14 protein-coding genes are annotated in these 15375 nt (G+C 48.4%); 6 read left to right on the top strand and 8 right to left on the bottom strand.

The window, feature by feature from the left end; genetic code table 11:
• Window positions 1-8: 8 nt before the first annotated feature.
• Together fadB and P253_RS15800 are read right to left on the bottom strand one after the other, a co-directional pair.
• Complete coding sequence (fadB, locus tag P253_RS12250) at window positions 9-2162, bottom strand: fatty acid oxidation complex subunit alpha FadB (RefSeq protein WP_016659666.1); 2154 nt, start codon at window positions 2160-2162, stop codon at window positions 9-11.
• A gap of 126 nt (window positions 2163-2288) precedes the next feature.
• Window positions 2289-2510, bottom strand: a complete 222-nt coding sequence (locus P253_RS15800; RefSeq protein ID WP_034598125.1) for a hypothetical protein — start codon at window positions 2508-2510, stop codon at window positions 2289-2291.
• 141 nt (window positions 2511-2651) lie between these two features.
• Here P253_RS15800 and lpxO point away from each other — a divergent pair, with 141 nt between their 5' ends.
• Both lpxO and P253_RS12235 read left to right on the top strand, forming a co-directional pair.
• Window positions 2652-3566: a lipid A hydroxylase LpxO gene (gene lpxO, locus P253_RS12240; protein ID WP_016659665.1), complete on the top strand. Its 915-nt coding sequence runs from the start codon at window positions 2652-2654 to the stop codon at window positions 3564-3566.
• Between the two features lie 122 nt (window positions 3567-3688).
• Window positions 3689-4105, top strand: coding sequence for a PH domain-containing protein (locus P253_RS12235; RefSeq protein ID WP_005181729.1), 417 nt, complete (start codon window positions 3689-3691; stop codon window positions 4103-4105).
• On the opposite strand, the gene P253_RS12230 is transcribed toward P253_RS12235, so the two are convergent.
• Window positions 4094-5170, bottom strand: a complete 1077-nt coding sequence (locus P253_RS12230; RefSeq protein ID WP_016659664.1) for an AAA family ATPase — start codon at window positions 5168-5170, stop codon at window positions 4094-4096. The two genes, P253_RS12235 and P253_RS12230, sit on opposite strands and share 12 nt — an antisense overlap.
• A 173-nt stretch (window positions 5171-5343) precedes the next feature.
• On the opposite strand from P253_RS12230, the gene uvrC reads away from it, so the two are divergent.
• From uvrC to pgsA, 3 genes are all read left to right on the top strand, one after another.
• Window positions 5344-7143 (top strand): excinuclease ABC subunit UvrC, encoded by a 1800-nt coding sequence (gene uvrC, locus P253_RS12225; RefSeq protein WP_005181732.1) that lies wholly within the window; start codon window positions 5344-5346, stop codon window positions 7141-7143.
• A gap of 114 nt (window positions 7144-7257) precedes the next feature.
• On the top strand, window positions 7258-8052 hold the full coding sequence (locus P253_RS12220; RefSeq protein WP_016659663.1) for a thioesterase family protein: 795 nt from the start codon (window positions 7258-7260) through the stop codon (window positions 8050-8052).
• Window positions 8053-8160: 108 nt separating this feature from the next.
• Window positions 8161-8748 (top strand): CDP-diacylglycerol--glycerol-3-phosphate 3-phosphatidyltransferase, encoded by a 588-nt coding sequence (pgsA, locus tag P253_RS12215; RefSeq protein WP_034598126.1) that lies wholly within the window; start codon window positions 8161-8163, stop codon window positions 8746-8748.
• Window positions 8749-8830: 82 nt separating this feature from the next.
• On the opposite strand, the gene P253_RS12210 is transcribed toward pgsA, so the two are convergent.
• Entirely contained in the window at window positions 8831-10633 is a 1803-nt protein-coding gene (locus tag P253_RS12210) for an ABC transporter ATP-binding protein (protein ID WP_016659662.1), read from the bottom strand.
• 137 nt (window positions 10634-10770) lie between these two features.
• Here P253_RS12210 and P253_RS12205 point away from each other — a divergent pair, with 137 nt between their 5' ends.
• Window positions 10771-11394 (top strand): alpha-ketoglutarate-dependent dioxygenase AlkB family protein, encoded by a 624-nt coding sequence (locus P253_RS12205; RefSeq protein ID WP_016659661.1) that lies wholly within the window; start codon window positions 10771-10773, stop codon window positions 11392-11394.
• An 85-nt stretch (window positions 11395-11479) separates the two neighbouring features.
• Here P253_RS12205 and P253_RS12200 read toward each other — a convergent pair whose 3' ends face one another.
• The 4 genes from P253_RS12200 to recN form a co-directional block, all read right to left on the bottom strand.
• Entirely contained in the window at window positions 11480-12247 is a 768-nt protein-coding gene (locus tag P253_RS12200) for an IclR family transcriptional regulator (protein WP_016659660.1), read from the bottom strand.
• Window positions 12248-12366: 119 nt separating this feature from the next.
• Entirely contained in the window at window positions 12367-12807 is a 441-nt protein-coding gene (ruvX, locus tag P253_RS12195) for a Holliday junction resolvase RuvX (RefSeq protein ID WP_016659659.1), read from the bottom strand.
• On the bottom strand, window positions 12800-13354 hold the full coding sequence (locus P253_RS12190) for a YqgE/AlgH family protein (protein ID WP_005181761.1): 555 nt from the start codon (window positions 13352-13354) through the stop codon (window positions 12800-12802). Before P253_RS12190 ends, ruvX begins: the two co-directional genes overlap by 8 nt.
• A 109-nt stretch (window positions 13355-13463) precedes the next feature.
• Entirely contained in the window at window positions 13464-15128 is a 1665-nt protein-coding gene (gene recN, locus P253_RS12185; protein WP_016659658.1) for a DNA repair protein RecN, read from the bottom strand.
• Window positions 15129-15375: the final 247 nt, after the last annotated feature.

The following is a 15375-nucleotide window of genomic DNA, read 5'->3' as shown; positions in this document are numbered from 1 at the left end:
GTTGCTCCTTAACCGTAGAATTTTTTGTTGTTAGCAGCCATGTCACGCAACATTTGTGGCGCTTCATAAGCTTTTCCTAAGTGTGCATATTTGTCGCAAAGCGCAACGTATTCAGCAACACCTGTTTGGTCGATGTAACGGCATGGACCACCGCGGAATGGAGGGAAACCTACACCCATAATCATCGCCATATCTGCTTCAGATGGTGTTGCCACAATGTTGTCTTCTAAGCAACGAACAGTTTCGTTACAGAACGCCAGCATCATACGGTCAATGATTTCTTGTGCATCAAATTCACGTTTTTCAGTAGTTGCCACAGATGCTACAAGCTCGTATGCAGTTGGATCAACCACTTTGGCTTTTTTGCCTTTGCGATCCAATTCATATTTGTAGAAACCAACGTCATTTTTTTGACCAAGACGTTTGTTTTCGTACATGACTTGGATTGAGCCTTTATAGTCAGGCTTCATGCGGTCAGGGAAACCTTCTGCCATAACTTCTGCACCGTGAACGCCCGTGTCGATACCAACAACGTCAATTAAGTATGCAGGACCCATTGGCCAGCCGAATTTTTCCATGACTTTGTCGACTTGCTGGAAGTCTGCACCATCTTTCAGTAACAAGTCGAATGCACCAAAGTAAGGGAACAATACGCGGTTCACCAAGAAGCCTGGGCAGTCATTCACTACGATTGGTGTTTTACCCATTTTCTGAGCAAGAACGACAGTGGTCGCAATCGCTTCAGGTGAGGTTTTTTCACCACGAATCACTTCTACCAATGGCATCATGTGCACTGGGTTAAAGAAGTGCATGCCGACAAAGTTTTCTGGACGTTGTAGGTTTTCAGCCAAACGTGTGATTGAAATGGTTGAAGTATTTGAAGCAATGATCGTGTTGTCACGAACATTTTTCTCAGTTTCAGCCAACACAATGCCTTTGACTTTTGGATTTTCAGTCACGGCTTCAATCACGATATCCACTTCTTTAAACTCGTCATAGCTTAAAGTTGGGCGGATACGTGCCAAAGTTTCACCCATTTTGGCAGGTGTCATTTTTTTACGTTCAACTTGCTTGGTCAGCAATTTGTTTGCTTCAGACATCCCCAATGCTAATTGTGGGTTGCCGATGTCTTTCATGATAATTGGTGTGCCTTTGCTTGCCGCTTGGTAAGCAATACCACCGCCCATGATACCCGCGCCGAGTACAGCCGCTTGGTTCACAGGATGTGCACCTTTTTCATATTTTTTCGAGGTCTTTTTCACCACTTGGTCGTTGATAAACAAACCAATCAACGCACCTGCTTGAGGCGTTACAGCAGCTTTAGCAAAGCCTTCAGCTTCAGCTTTGAGCGCGTCATTACGTGGCAAGCTTGCACCTGCTTGTAAAGAATCCAGCATGAGTTTTGGTGCTGGGTATTGTGCAGGATTCGCTTTGGCTAATACCGCACCTTTGGCCGTGTTGAACGCCATCATCTGTTCCAGCGGGTTCAATTTCACCGGATCGAGTTTTTCCTGACGCTTGGCTTTCCAGTCCAGACGGCCAGCTGCTGCCTGTTTAGCTAGATCAACCGCTGCTTCAGTCAGTTTGTCCGCGGCAACAACGGCATCTACTGCACCATCTTTTAATGCTGCGGCTGGTTTTTTCGGATTGGCCATTGCCATCCATTCCACCGCATTGTCGATCCCGATTAAACGACTTAAACGTACTGTACCACCAAAGCCTGGGAAGATTCCCAGCTTGATTTCTGGCAGGCCGACTTGCGCCTGTTCGGACATGACACGGTAGTCACAGACCAGACACATTTCAAAACCGCCACCCAGCGCCATACCATTAATGGCAGCGACTTTAGGAATATCTAGATCTTCAAAAGCATTGAAGATGTCGTGAACAGGCAACGCCCATTCCACAATTGCTTGTTCACCTTGTGCGAAGTTTTCACCAAACTCAGTGATATCTGCACCCACGATGAAGGTCGATTTGCCTGAAGTGACCACCAAGCCTTTAATTTCACTATTGGCTTTGACAGCGTCAATTGCAGCTTTAAAATCTTCAATCGTTGCACGGTTAAATTTGTTGACCGACTCACCTTGTAAGTCAAAGCGGAATTCTGCAATTCCGTCCGAAAGCATTTGGACGGTAATGGCATTGCCAGCGTGGATCATGCCTGATCTCCTTTATTTTGGAGGATTTCTAAGTTGATGTTGTGAAGCGAGTGTGCATTTCCCGCACACTTCTATGCCTCGCTAATCTTACGATAACTATATCGAAAAAGAACATAACAAGTTGTATCAAGCCGTGACGCAAGGGTCATCAATTTTTCTATGCCCAATCAAGGTCTTGTTCCCTTTCTTCTCCTGCTTATTTCGCTTAAAAGCAGATGAAGTACTTGTTTCAGTTTTACTTTTTTGGCGCGGTTGCCTTCTGTTTATAACGGAAAAAGCTGCTACTGCCCATGCCGGAGTTGTGGTGTTTTGGTCAAAAAAGTCAATTTGTGTGAATGGACAGGGCATTGCAAGCACCTGAACAGCGCCAGTTTTGCAACGCTGTGTCTTAAACGCCTGGCTGATTGGCCTGGCTAAATTTGTTATACTCGCAGATATTTTGGCTTGTCTGTTGTCCCTGTACAGGGCGGCAATTTCCCGGATGTTGCTATGCTTAAGTGGATTATTCTGGCCATCTTTGTCATTTCAGCGTTTTATATCCAGCAACGCGGCAAAGTTCGGCATTCGTTTTATCGTCAGTTCTTTGACCATTCGACCCTGTTCGCCCCGATTAATTTTCTGATGTACCGTTTTTCGCGCGTACCGAATCAGCCCTATATCGACACCCAGCATTTTCAGGATTTAAAAGTGCTAGATGAACATTGGGAGATCATTCGCGATGAGGCCAAAGCGCTGTATGAACAAGGCGGCATCAAGGCCTCCAGCAAATATGATGATCTGGGGTTTAATTCTTTCTTTAAAACTGGCTGGAAACGCTTTTACCTGAAATGGTATGACACCGCGCATCCTTCTGCGGCCGAGCTGTGCCCGAAAACCACGGCTTTATTAAAAACCTTGCCAAGTATCAAAGCGGCAATGTTTACCGAACTGGCACCGGACAGCCGCCTGGTCCGGCATCGCGATCCTTATGCCGGTTCGCTGCGTTATCATTTGGGCTTAATGACCCCGAATGATGAGCGCTGTTTTATTGATGTCGATGGCCAGCGCTATTCATGGCGTGATGGTGAAAGTGTGGTATTTGATGAAACCTATATTCACTATGCTGAAAATGGTACTACGCAAAACCGGATTATTTTCTTTGCCGATGTCGAGCGGCCGTTAACTACCCGTTGGATGCAAAAGTTTAATCACTGGTTTGGTAAAAAGGTGATGACGGCAGCCAGCTCGCCCAATGAAGTTGGCGATCGTACCGGCGGCCTGAATAAAGTCTTTGCCTATGTTTATCAGATCCGGATTCAGGCCAAGGCCCTGAAAGCCAGAAACCGGACCCTGTATTACATTTTAAAATGGGTGCTGATGCTGGGGCTATTCTTCCTGATTTTTATCCGACCTTATCTGTTTTAAGATGACATTCTGATCTTTTGCACTCCAACCAAAACGCCCACATGGGCGTTTTTTTTCTGCACGGCCCAATACAGCAGCCCCCATAAATTTTGTGTAAGATACAGACAGTAAAGGGGAAAATAATGCAGAAATTTCGTTCCAAAATTGACTGGTGGGTGCTGGCCTTTCTGATCTGTATGACCGGGCTGCTGGTGCAATTGTTACTGACCATGCAGGCCAAAGGCACCATGCAAGCGTATCCGGTGCATACCGCGGTGTATCTGCTGACGATTGTGGTGATCTGGTGGCCGGTGTGGAATACCCGCTATCGTGTGAGCGAAGACTGCCTGACCATCCGCTGCCTGTTTTTAAGCTGGCGCATCCCATTGGCGCAGATTCAAAAAGTATCACCGACCAATAACTCGGTGGCATCTCCGGCCATGTCCTTAAAACGCTTAAAGATTGACTATCAGCAAGATGGCGTGAACAAGTTTGTGCTGGTGTCGCCGCGGCATCCGGAGCAATTCTGCGCCGCGATTAAACAGCCTTTATCGTCCTGATTCAGTGCTGGTCGCTGGGTCCGGCTGAATCAGCAGCTGCTGATCCTGACAGTCCAGACACAGACTAAGCTGCTCTGGATGACTGAGGAAATACAGCGCCAGAATCGGTTCCAGTTCGGTGCGCATGCGGCGGCCCAAATGCCGGGCGCCATAGCGAATATCATGTCCCTGATAAAAGTAGGCTTTGGCGGCACCGGTCAGCTGTACCTGACGCTTCTGATGCTGCAGGCGTTTGTTCAGTTTTTCCAGTTCAATCTCGACCAGTTGCGGCAGGGCATTTTCCTGGACCGGCGCATAATGCAGGGTCCGGTCAATCCGGTTGAGAAATTCCGGATCAAAACGGCGCTGCATCACCTTTTCAATAATTTGTCTGGCCGCCAGACGTTTTAGACAGAGGTCCTGCATTTTTTTCGGGAGCAGATTCAGTTTGTCCAGATATTGCTGTGCGGCCTGAGCGCCGACATTACTGGTCATGAAAATCATGCAATTGCGAAAGTCGATGGTTTTGGTGCCAGAAGTCAGGGTCAGTTTGCCGGTGTCCAGCACATTCATTAGCCCGCGCAGTACTTCAGTCGAGGCCTTTTCCAGTTCATCAAACAGCACAATGCCGGGGCGGGTGTGACTGCCTGCAATCGCGGTTTCATCAAACAGGCTATGGCCTTCTTTGGAGCCAACATAGCCCGGCGGTGCACCAGTGAGTGCTGCTGCATAATGTTCCTGTGCCAGCGTGTTCATATCAATCCGGCAAAAAGCATCCGGGCGGCCATAAATCGCTTCACTGATCAGCCGGACAGTTTCAGTTTTACCGACGCCAGTTGGCCCCAGCATTAGCGTCACCGACAGCGGACGTTCCGGGCTGGAAAAATCTGCCTTGACCACATGCAGCATTTTTTCAATTTCAGTTAAGGCTGTGTCCTGTCCAATAATCCGGGTTCTGAGCAGCTGCATCACTTCACGCGGTTCAAAATGAAAGCGCGGTTTGCCAATCAGGCGGTCTTTTTCCGATGTCGCATGTGTTGAGGTGGTCGGCTGAATAATATGCATGGCAGAGTGGACGGTGTGCATAAACTGAATCCTGAGCGGGACAAGCTGTTCAGCATAGCAAAATTTGTCTGTGGCACTAAGACTTTGTAGCAATCATGTCATTTCTGCCGGCATGCTTGCGCGGCAATGCTTGAAAATAGCAGAATCACCATCACATCATGCTAGAGCAGACGAGATCGATAAATAGGCTGAATGTGAACGAAAACGCACGCGAACATATTGTCAAAATTCTGGCCAATATGACCACCTTGCCCGGTATTTACCGCATGCTGGGTAAAGATGGGGAACTGTTATATGTGGGCAAGGCCAAGAATCTTAAAAATCGCGTGTCCAGCTATTTCGTAAAAACCATCGAACATCCGAAAACCCAGGCGCTGGTGGCGCGGATTTATGATATTGAAACGCTGGTGGTACGCTCTGAAACCGAAGCCTTGCTGCTGGAACAGAACCTGATCAAGCTGCATCGGCCGCCGTATAACATCATGCTGCGCGATGACAAATCTTATGTCTATATTTTTGTCTCCAGTGACAAGCCTTATCCGCGGATTGCCAGTGGCCGTGGCAAAGGCAAGCATCAGGTGGGTAAATTTTTCGGGCCTTATCCAAGTGCCTACAACGCCCGTGATACCTTAATTGTGCTGCAAAAGCTATTTAATGTGCGCCAGTGCGAAAACAGCTATTTTTCCCAGCGCAAACGTCCCTGCCTGCAATATCAGATCAAACGCTGTTCGGCGCCTTGTGTCGGGCTGATTTCACCGGAAGCCTACCAGGAAGATGTGCAGAACTCGATCCGTTTTTTACAGGGCGATACCCGTGAACTGAATCAGGAACTGATTGCCAAAATGGAAGCCGCGGCTGAAGCACTGGAATTTGAAAAAGCGGTGTTTTATCGGGACCGAATGGCCTTGCTGCGCGATGTACAGGCACAGCAGGCAATTTATAAGGTCAAAGGCGAAGCCGATATTCTGGCAATTGCCTATCAGGCCGGGGTGACCTGTGTGCAGATTATGCATGTGCGCAATGGCAAGATGCTGGGCGGGAAAAGCTATTTTCCGGATATGCTCGGAGATGATCAGGGCCAGATGCTGTCCGATTTTATCGCCAACTTCTATTTTCAGGTCGCCGATGAAGTACCGGCCGAGCTGATTGTCAATGTAGAACTGCCAGATGCCAAAGAGCTGGAGCAGGCGCTACAGCAGCAGTTTCAGCAGAAAGTCCAGATCAAGCACAAAGTCCGCGAAACCCGGGCCGAATGGCAAGAACTGGCACAAATGAACGTGCAACACGCGATTAAAGGCAAGCTGGCCAATCACTTCGAGCTGAATGAGCGTTTTCATCAGCTGGAGCAGGTGGTGGGGCGTCCTATTGACCGGATTGAATGTTTTGATATTTCCCACACCATGGGCGAAGCGACCGTAGCGTCTTGTGTGGTGTTTGATTCGGGCGGTGCGCGCAAACGCGATTATCGCCAGTTTTCCATCAATGACATTACCGAAGGCGATGACTATGCCGCAATGCGTCAGGCCCTGACCCGACGCTATAAAAAAGCCATGCTGCCGGATTTGCTGCTGATTGATGGCGGTAAAGGCCAGCTGCATATGGCGATGGAAGTGATGCAGGAACTGGGACTGGAAGCCTTTATGGTCGGCGTGTCCAAAGGCGAGGGGCGTAAACCTGGACTGGAAACCTTGCATTTTACCGATGGCAGCAAAATCCAGCTGCCGGAAGACCATAAAGCTCTGCATCTGATTCAGCAGGTACGGGATGAAGCGCACCGTTTTGCCATTACCCGGCATCGGGCCAAACGTGATAAAAAACGTGGCAGTTCGGTGCTGGAAGTGATTCCCGGCCTGGGACCAAAACGCCGCCGTGATTTGCTGACCCATTTTGGCGGGATTCAGGGCGTGCTAAAAGCCTCGGAAAAAGACCTGATGCTGGTACCGGGACTGGGGCAGGTCATGGCGCGGACCATCTATAAAATTCTGCACGAATAAGTCCGGCATATTTGACCTATTGGCAAAAATAGTCACTGGCCAGTATACGATTGACCATTCACATCCACACTGAAAAGCTGCAAGATGAAGCGCACTCAATAAAAAGGAAAATATATGTCGCTGCGTTCTGTATTTGCCGCAATCGAGCAGGGTGAATGGATTCAGATTCCAACAGGCTGGTTACAGGGCCGAACCATCTATGGCGGACTGGTGGCCGGACTGATGATGCAGAAAGCCCTTTCGGTGATTGCCGACCCGGATAAACGTCTGCTCAGTGCATCGGTGACCTTTGTCGGGCCGGTGCGGGAAGACCGGGCCAGAATCAGTGCAGAAATTTTGCGACAGGGCAAGTCGGTGACCACGCTGGAAGTGCGCTTATGGCAGGATGATGCGGTACAAAGCATCTTGCTGGCCAGCTTTGGCGCGGCGCGTGAGTCCACTATTCAGGTACAGCAGGAACCGGTGGCGCCGGATTATCCTGCACCAGCGCAGCTTAACTATTTACCGGTGCATCAGCTGATGCCGGAATGTTATCAGCAGTTTGAGGTGTGCTGGGCCGAAGGCGATTATCCGTGTACCGGCAGCCAGCAGTCCGATTTTGGTGGCTGGTGCCGCTATACGCCAGAAAAACATGCCAACCGCGACTTTACTGTGGCCGATCTGGTCACACTGATGGACATTTGGCCACCGGGTGTACTGCCTTTATTTAAAACCTTGTCACCGGCCAGTTCGCTGACCTGGCATATTACTTATGTGCATCCGATCCGCCACCAAGTGCATGATTGGTTTAAATATAAAGTGATTACTGAGCATGCGGCAGATGGCTATTCTACTGAAACGGCGCATCTTTGGGATGCTGAAAACCGGCTGATTGCCATTTCGCGGCAAACCGTAACGGTCTTTGCCTAGTGACACTTTCTGCCATTTCGTATAAAGTGAAGCCTATTAACGATGGATAAACCCTCAAAAAATATGTGCATTTAGCTCGTGCATAACGGGGAAGCATTGGCGGTGTCTATGACAACAGGTCGAATCCTGAACATTCCAAATATTTTAACTTTAGCGCGTATAGCCTTAATTCCCGTATTTTTATTGGTGGCCTACTGGCCGCCTGCCATGGGAATCCATGATCATGATGCAGGGATGACCCGGCATCTGATTCTGACCGCTATTTTTGTGATTGCTGCCGTCACTGACTGGTTTGATGGCTATCTGGCACGAACCTTAAACCAGACCTCAGCCTTTGGCCGTTTCCTGGATCCGGTGGCGGATAAACTGATGGTGGCAGCCGCCCTGATTGTCTTGGTGCAATGGCAGCCGACCATTTCCATGGCCTTTGCTGCAATTGTGATTATTTCACGTGAAATTACCGTATCGGCCTTGCGTGAATGGATGGCAGAACTCGGCGCGCGTACCAGCGTGGCGGTCTCTACCGTCGGGAAATATAAAACTGCGTTTCAGATGATTGCGATTTCCGTATTCTTGCTGAACTGGGAGCCACTGGAATTGCTTGGTTATGCCTTGCTCTATACTGCGGTGGTGCTGACCTTGTGGTCGATGTTTATTTATTTAAAAGCCGCCTGGCCGTATTTAAAACAGCCTTAAGGCAAAAAAGCTCCTGTACAGGAGCTTTTTTTATGGATTAAAAAATACAGAATCATTCCTTCATCTTTAACCGGATTGCGGTTTAACTATGGGTTTCTTCTTCTGCGTCATCTTCAAAGGTTCTGGCAATCTTTTCAATATTCAGGCTTTTGGCCATCGCATCAAAAATTTCTTTATAGACACCATCCTGATGGTAGAGCGTGTCATGTTCGCCGTGTTCGGCAATCGCACCTTCTTTCATGACATAGGTGTAATCGGCATCAATAATCTGCGACAGACTGTGTGAGATAATCACCACGGTACGGCCCTGTTTAATTTCATCCAGACTCTGCTTGATCTGCTCGGTGGCAATGGCATCCAGACTGGCGGTTGGTTCATCCAGAAAAATAATCGGTGGATTTTTCAGGAACATCCGCGCCAGTGCAATCCGCTGCTGCTGACCGCCCGAGAGCATCAGGGCATCACTGTCATAGCCTTGCGGGAGCTGCAAAATCTGCTCATGAATCGAGGCTTTCTGGGCCGCCTGTATCACTTCTTCCTGCGTGGCATCGGTTTTGCCATAGCGGATATTGTCAAAAATACTGCCCTGAAAAATATGGTTTTTTTGCAGCACCAGCCCGATATGATCACGCAGGTATTGGGTGTCGATGTCTTTTAAATCCACTCCATCTAACTGAATGCTGCCCTGCTGCGGTTCATAGAATTTATCCAGCAGGCTGATCAGGGTCGATTTCCCGGCACCGGACAGGCCGACCAGCGCGGTAATCTTGTTGGGCTGAATGCACATCTCAATATTTTTTAAGGCATGATGCCCGTTCGGATAATAAAACTCGACTCCGCTTAAATTAAATTGCCCGCGAATAGCCGGTTTTTGTGCACCACTGGCTTCAATTTCATCATCGGCTTCCAGAATCTGGAAAAAGCTTTCCGAGTAGATCATGGCATCATTCACTTCATCATAAATCCGGTGCAGTGAACGGATTGGTGCCGACACGTTATTAAACAGCAACACGTGATACATGATCATGCCGATACTCATCTGGCCATCCAGCACAAAATAGGCAGTCAGGATAATAATCAGCACAATTCCGATTTGTTCAATAAAGGTTTTCAGGCCGTCAAACAGGAAGCTGGTCTGCCGGGTATGCATCTGGTTATCGGTCAGTTCCTTTTGCAGTTTTAGCTGTTTGTCCGATTCGATATTTTCCCGGTTAAAGGATTTGATCACGGTAATCGAGTTGATAATACTCAGAATACCCTGGCTTTTCCGTTCGCGGCCATCACGTAAATTGCGGCGCCAGCTGCCAAGTTTCTGGGCCTGTTTATAGGTCAGCCAGAAGTAAATGGGCACAATGGCCGAGGCCACCAGTCCGACATAGAAATTGGCCCAGTACATCAGCCCTAAGGCAATAATCGCGCTGGTAAATAACGGTAAAATATCAATAAAAAAGATTTGTACCAGCCGGGTGAGGGAGCCAATGCCGCGGTCAATCCGGGTTTGCAGCTTGCCGGCCTGATTGTTATCCTGATTAAAAAACGCCAGCCGGTAAGTCAGGAACTTCTCAATAATGCCTTGAGCCAAATCCTGCGACACAAAAATCCGCAGTTTTTCACCATAAAATTTCTGCCCGAATTGGACAAAGGCATTAATGATTTCCTTGCCCAGTAAAATGGCGCTAATGGTTATCAGAATCTGCCAGCCTTCAGCCAGCCCCTGACCGGCTTCTACCAGCCGGTTAATGCTATCGACGGCATATTGCAGGGTCAGGGCATTGACCTGTGCGGTCAGAGAACCAATTAAAGTCAGAATCAGCGTGGCAATCACCAGCAGCCGATACGGCCGCACAAAGGGCTTGAGCTTCTGAAAGAGCTGCCATAAGTTCATAAGCAATTATTTTTTATTCTAAAACCTGTTTTTCAGTCTATGTCGATTTGGCGTGGCTCACAAGCACAGAGAATGTTTTGATTTGTGAAGCCGTTTTGGGTTTAAACTGAAGTTCCGCTTCGCAGGAAAACGCCACAATGAATCTGGAACTGTTTCCGCCCGAGCCGCGGCAGAATCTGTTGCCCTATGAGGGGATCGTGCAGGATTATGGGCTGATTCTGTCCGCTGAGGACAGTCACGCTTACTTGCAGCAATGTTTACAGCAGCTGGCCTGGCAAGCCGATGAAGTCACCTTATTTGGCAAACATTATGTCACCGCGCGGAAAATTGCCTGGTATGGTGATGAGTATTATCAGTATCGTTATTCGGGCAGTTTGAAGCAGGCGCAGCGTTGGCATCCGGCTTTGTGGCAGTTAAAACAGCAGATTGAACAGATCGTGGGACATCCATTTAATTCCTGTTTAGCCAATTTATATGCAGATGGCAGTCAGGGACTGGGCTGGCACAGTGATGATGAACCGAGTCTGGTCGCATCTCCGGGTGCAGAAACGGTGATTGCTTCTTTAAGTCTGGGTGCAACCCGTAAATTTAGCTTTAAGCACAAACACAGCGCAGCAAAAGTCGAGCTGCTGCTACAGAGTGGTCAATTAATTGTGATGCGTGGGCAGACCCAGCGCTACTGGAAGCACAGCCTGCCCAAATCCAGCCGTGTGGTGACGCCGCGAATCAATTTAACCTTTCGCTATTTTTATCCACTCTAATGGTGGTTGTGATCCAAAGGCCGGGCAGGGCAGAGATTTATCTCACCACGCTGATCTTAACAGCTGTATTTTGATAAAGATCAATCTAGGTATGTGGATTCAGACTTTCAACTTTCTGTTCAATCAGCGCGGCATTTTCCTGCAAAATGGCAATCAGCTTTTCGACATTGACAAATTCAAAGCGGTTTTTGGAGGCCAGTAAGGTCAGGGTGAATGGTGCTGTTTTATTGGAGAGTCTGATCGGCACCGACAAGCCGGCCAGTTGCGGTTCCAGTTCACCACTAGAATAGTAATAGCCCTGTTTTTTGATCTTTTTCATTTTGCTGATGAACTCGGCTTCATCCTGGGCAAAACCGGACTGACGGAACTGCACGGCAAAACGCTGATAATAATTCAGCATTTTCTGTTTTGGTAAATGCGCCAGCATGATTTTCGGTGACGAACCCATATACACCGGACGTGGGCAGCCGCGGCCATAGGACAGCAGATTCATATGCTGGAATACTTCATCATGCAGGTCGATACAGGCATCCTGATTCAGATAGGTCAGTACGCAGCAAAATTCGGTACGCTGCACAATATCCTGCATAAACGGAATGCTGATTTGCACCAGTGGATCGGTGGTGCGGGAAATATAATCCAGCACTGCAATTTTCGAGCCGAGGGTGTAATCGCCCGAAGTCCCACTTAAACGCTGCAATAATTCGGCCGAAACCAGTTCTTTTAAATAGCGGTAGCTGGTCGGTTTGGACAGGCCCAGTTCTTCACTGATCATATCGACATTAATCACCGGACGTGACACTGAAAATAAATTCAGAACCATCAAAATTTTGCCAAAACTCGATATTGCCATCAGTGATTACTCTACAACGTGAAAAAAGATCAATGAAAAAATCCGGTACTGACTATCATAACAGACCGGATTGAGCTGAAAACCAAGAGAAAGGGGATTTGGACGTCAACAGCGAGATTTTAAGGCTGGACGCCTTGCGGATAACGATACCAGCTTTCAATGAACAGGGCGGCCGCAATACTGTCGGCGGCAATTTTTTTACCACGTCCCTGGGCCTGATAATGATCCAGTTCATCACGGGCTTCACGCGTGGTCAAACGTTCATCTACCATCAGGGTTTCAATATTGGTCTGATGACGTAAACGTCGGGCAAACTTGCGCGCCCGGGTCGACAGCTCTGACTCGCTATCATCCATGTTCAGTGGCAAGCCAACCAGAAATAAATTTGGCTGATACTGTTTCACCAGTTTCAGCAGTTCATCCCAGTTTGGAATACCATCTTTCATGGGAAACAGGGCCAGCGGCGTGGCGCTTTCTATCAGGGATTGACCCACCGCCATGCCCATTTTCTGGGTGCCAAAATCGAAGGCCATAATCAGGTGTGCAGTAGACTCAGGCATGGCCAATCTCTGATGCAAGCCAGGTGCGGTCAATTCCAATTTTCCGGTAGGCAGCATCCCAACGGTCGCTATAGGGTAGATTAAAAATCAGGTCCATATCTGAATCACAGATCAGCCAGTCACCACGTGAAATTTCTTCTTCCAGCTGGTTTTTGCTCCAGCTGGCATAGCCGAGGGCAATCTGGTAACGGCCTACGCCTTCGTTATGGGCAATGGCATCCAGAATATCTTTGGAGGTGGTAATACAGACATTTTCACCAACCGCAATGGATGAATGCCAGGTTGGCTGGCCAGTATGCAGCACAAATCCAGCTTCCGGACGCAGCGGCCCGCCTTGCAGCACTTCATGTGGATGGACATGATCGGCTTCAATATCCAGATCATTCAGTAATTCTTTAATTTGAATCCCTGCCGGACGATTGAGAATAATGCCTTGCGCCCCGTCTTCATCATGACGCGCCAAATAAATGACAGTATTCGCAAAAAAGTCATCATTTATCTCGGGTGGCGCAATAAGACAGCGATGTGTCAGATATTGTTTGGTCACCTAAGCCTTTCTCCTAAAATGTATGTTCTGATATAGATATAGGTCTTAATCATCACGTTACAAGAGGATTGCTATTTCACCAAACATTTTTTGTGGTTTTTCAGTGATTTTATGCGCCAGATTGAAACTTGAGCTGACGTAACTGCTTGGCATGCTGCAAGGTGGTTTCGTTAATTTCGACGCCACCAGTCATCCGTGCCAGTTCCAGAATCCGCTCTTCTTCTTGCAGCATTAAAATAGTACTACTGGCCGGATCAGTCTGCTGTTTCTTCACCAGCAGGTGCTGGTCAGACTGAGCCGCAACCTGCGCCTGATGGGTAATACACAGAATTTGTACGTGCTGCCCCAGACCGGCCAGTAAACGCCCCACAATTTCTGCAGTACCACCACTAATCCCGACATCAATTTCGTCAAACACCAGCACTTCTGCTTCGGTTTTTTCAGCATTCATGACCTGCATCACCAGCGCAATACGCGACAGTTCACCGCCCGAAGCGACACGCGCCAGTGGTTGTGCTGGAATGCCTTTATTGGCTGTAAACAGCAGCTGGATAAAGCTTAAGCCTTCACTCGATGGCTGCTCTAAAGGCTCAAATTTAAATTCAAAATGTGCTTCCGGTAAGGCCAGTTGTTTCACCTGTTCGGTCAGCTGTTTGGCCAGCGGTCCGGCCGCTTCACGTCGAATCTGGTCTAAATGTTCGGCCTTGGCCAAAAAGTCCTGATAGGACACTTCGACCTGTTCGGCCAAGGTTTCCGGATCTTCCAGCTGATGCAGCTGTTCCAGCTCGGCCTGCCAGCTGTCATATTCAGCTTTTAGGGATTCTGGCTGGGTACGATATTTACGGGCCAGACGATGGAAAATTTCCAGTTTGGAATTCAGTTCTTCCATCCGCTCCGGATCGAAACTCTGCCGGTCAATAAAATGACGCAAACTGGCGGTGGCATCTTCAATTTCACTTTGCGCATTCAGCAGGGAAGTATAAATTTCTGACAGCTGTTCACTACGGCCGGCATGGCTTTCCAGACGGCGTAAAATCGAGGACAGTTCCTGGCTCAGGTTTGGCTCTGCTTCATCCAGCCCGTTCAGGCTATAGGCACAGTCCTGCATAATCGCTTCATGATGGCTTAAGCGATCAAATTCCTGTTCAATATCGGCATAATCGACCTGGACCACTTCTTCTAATTCTTCCAGCTGCAATTCCAGTGTGTCGATGCGCTGTTTACGCGTCGCCTGGGCATCCAAAGCCGCCTGATGCTGGCGAATATCTTTTTGCCACTGGCTATAGGCATCGCGTACGGCCTGGGCTGGCGCATAAAAATTGCTATAACGATCCAGCCAGTGTTTTGGATAAGGCGGTTCTAACAGCTGCTGCTGGCTGTGCTGGCTATACAGCTGCACCAGCAAACGGCCAATTTCTTTGAGCTCAGACAGACTGCTCGGACGGCCGTTAATCCAGGCCTTGCTGCGTCCGGTGGCGAAAATTACCCGGCGTAAATGAATTTCGCCCGATTCATCATCCAGTTCCTGCTGTTTTAGCCACTCGGCTTCTGGACTACCGTCATGATAGCTGAAGGTGGCAGTGACATCGGCCTTGTCTGCGCCATAACGAACATAATTGGTGTCGGTGCGTTCGCCTAGACAGGCCGAAAGCGCATCCAGTAATAATGATTTTCCGGCACCTGTTTCCCCGGTCAGGACGTTAAAACCAGATTCAATATCAATGGCTAAACGGTCGGCTAAGGCAAAATTGATCAGGGTTAAATGTGTCAGCATAAACGCATCCAGGCTGCGAAAAGTTTGAGTTGAAGAATGTCAGGTTGGGCAGTGCAAAGCATTGCCCTTTATTTTAAGCAACTGAAAAAACACAATCATTCTAGCTTAATTTTTGCAGAAAAATAAAACTTCTCGGTACAGAATATTCAGCGGCATGCTGTGAGCAGAGGTTCTACATCCACCATGTAGATCAAGTCGCTACTGTTGCAATCGAAAGATCAGCTGTTATCTTCATCTGAAACAGAAA

The organism is Acinetobacter indicus CIP 110367 (assembly GCF_000488255.1).
GTDB classification, from domain to species: Bacteria; Pseudomonadota; Gammaproteobacteria; order Pseudomonadales; family Moraxellaceae; genus Acinetobacter; species Acinetobacter indicus.
Note: the sequence above shows the minus strand (reverse complement) of the source record. Positions and strands in the feature narration are given on the sequence as shown.

What these genes read in the sequence shown, in the direction of transcription:
- fadB (WP_016659666.1), bottom strand. Translation starts at nt 2,162, where the DNA reads ATGATCCACGCTGGCAATGCCATTACCGTCCAAATGCTTTCGGACGGA.
- P253_RS15800 (WP_034598125.1), bottom strand. Translation starts at nt 2,510, where the DNA reads ATGCCCTGTCCATTCACACAAATTGACTTTTTTGACCAAAACACCACA.
- lpxO (WP_016659665.1), top strand. Translation starts at nt 2,652, where the DNA reads ATGCTTAAGTGGATTATTCTGGCCATCTTTGTCATTTCAGCGTTTTAT.
- P253_RS12235 (WP_005181729.1), top strand. Translation starts at nt 3,689, where the DNA reads ATGCAGAAATTTCGTTCCAAAATTGACTGGTGGGTGCTGGCCTTTCTG.
- P253_RS12230 (WP_016659664.1), bottom strand. Translation starts at nt 5,170, where the DNA reads ATGCACACCGTCCACTCTGCCATGCATATTATTCAGCCGACCACCTCA.
- P253_RS12220 (WP_016659663.1), top strand. Translation starts at nt 7,258, where the DNA reads ATGTCGCTGCGTTCTGTATTTGCCGCAATCGAGCAGGGTGAATGGATT.
- pgsA (WP_034598126.1), top strand. Translation starts at nt 8,161, where the DNA reads ATGACAACAGGTCGAATCCTGAACATTCCAAATATTTTAACTTTAGCG.
- P253_RS12210 (WP_016659662.1), bottom strand. Translation starts at nt 10,633, where the DNA reads ATGAACTTATGGCAGCTCTTTCAGAAGCTCAAGCCCTTTGTGCGGCCG.
- P253_RS12205 (WP_016659661.1), top strand. Translation starts at nt 10,771, where the DNA reads ATGAATCTGGAACTGTTTCCGCCCGAGCCGCGGCAGAATCTGTTGCCC.
- P253_RS12200 (WP_016659660.1), bottom strand. Translation starts at nt 12,247, where the DNA reads ATGGCAATATCGAGTTTTGGCAAAATTTTGATGGTTCTGAATTTATTT.
- ruvX (WP_016659659.1), bottom strand. Translation starts at nt 12,807, where the DNA reads ATGCCTGAGTCTACTGCACACCTGATTATGGCCTTCGATTTTGGCACC.
- recN (WP_016659658.1), bottom strand. Translation starts at nt 15,128, where the DNA reads ATGCTGACACATTTAACCCTGATCAATTTTGCCTTAGCCGACCGTTTA.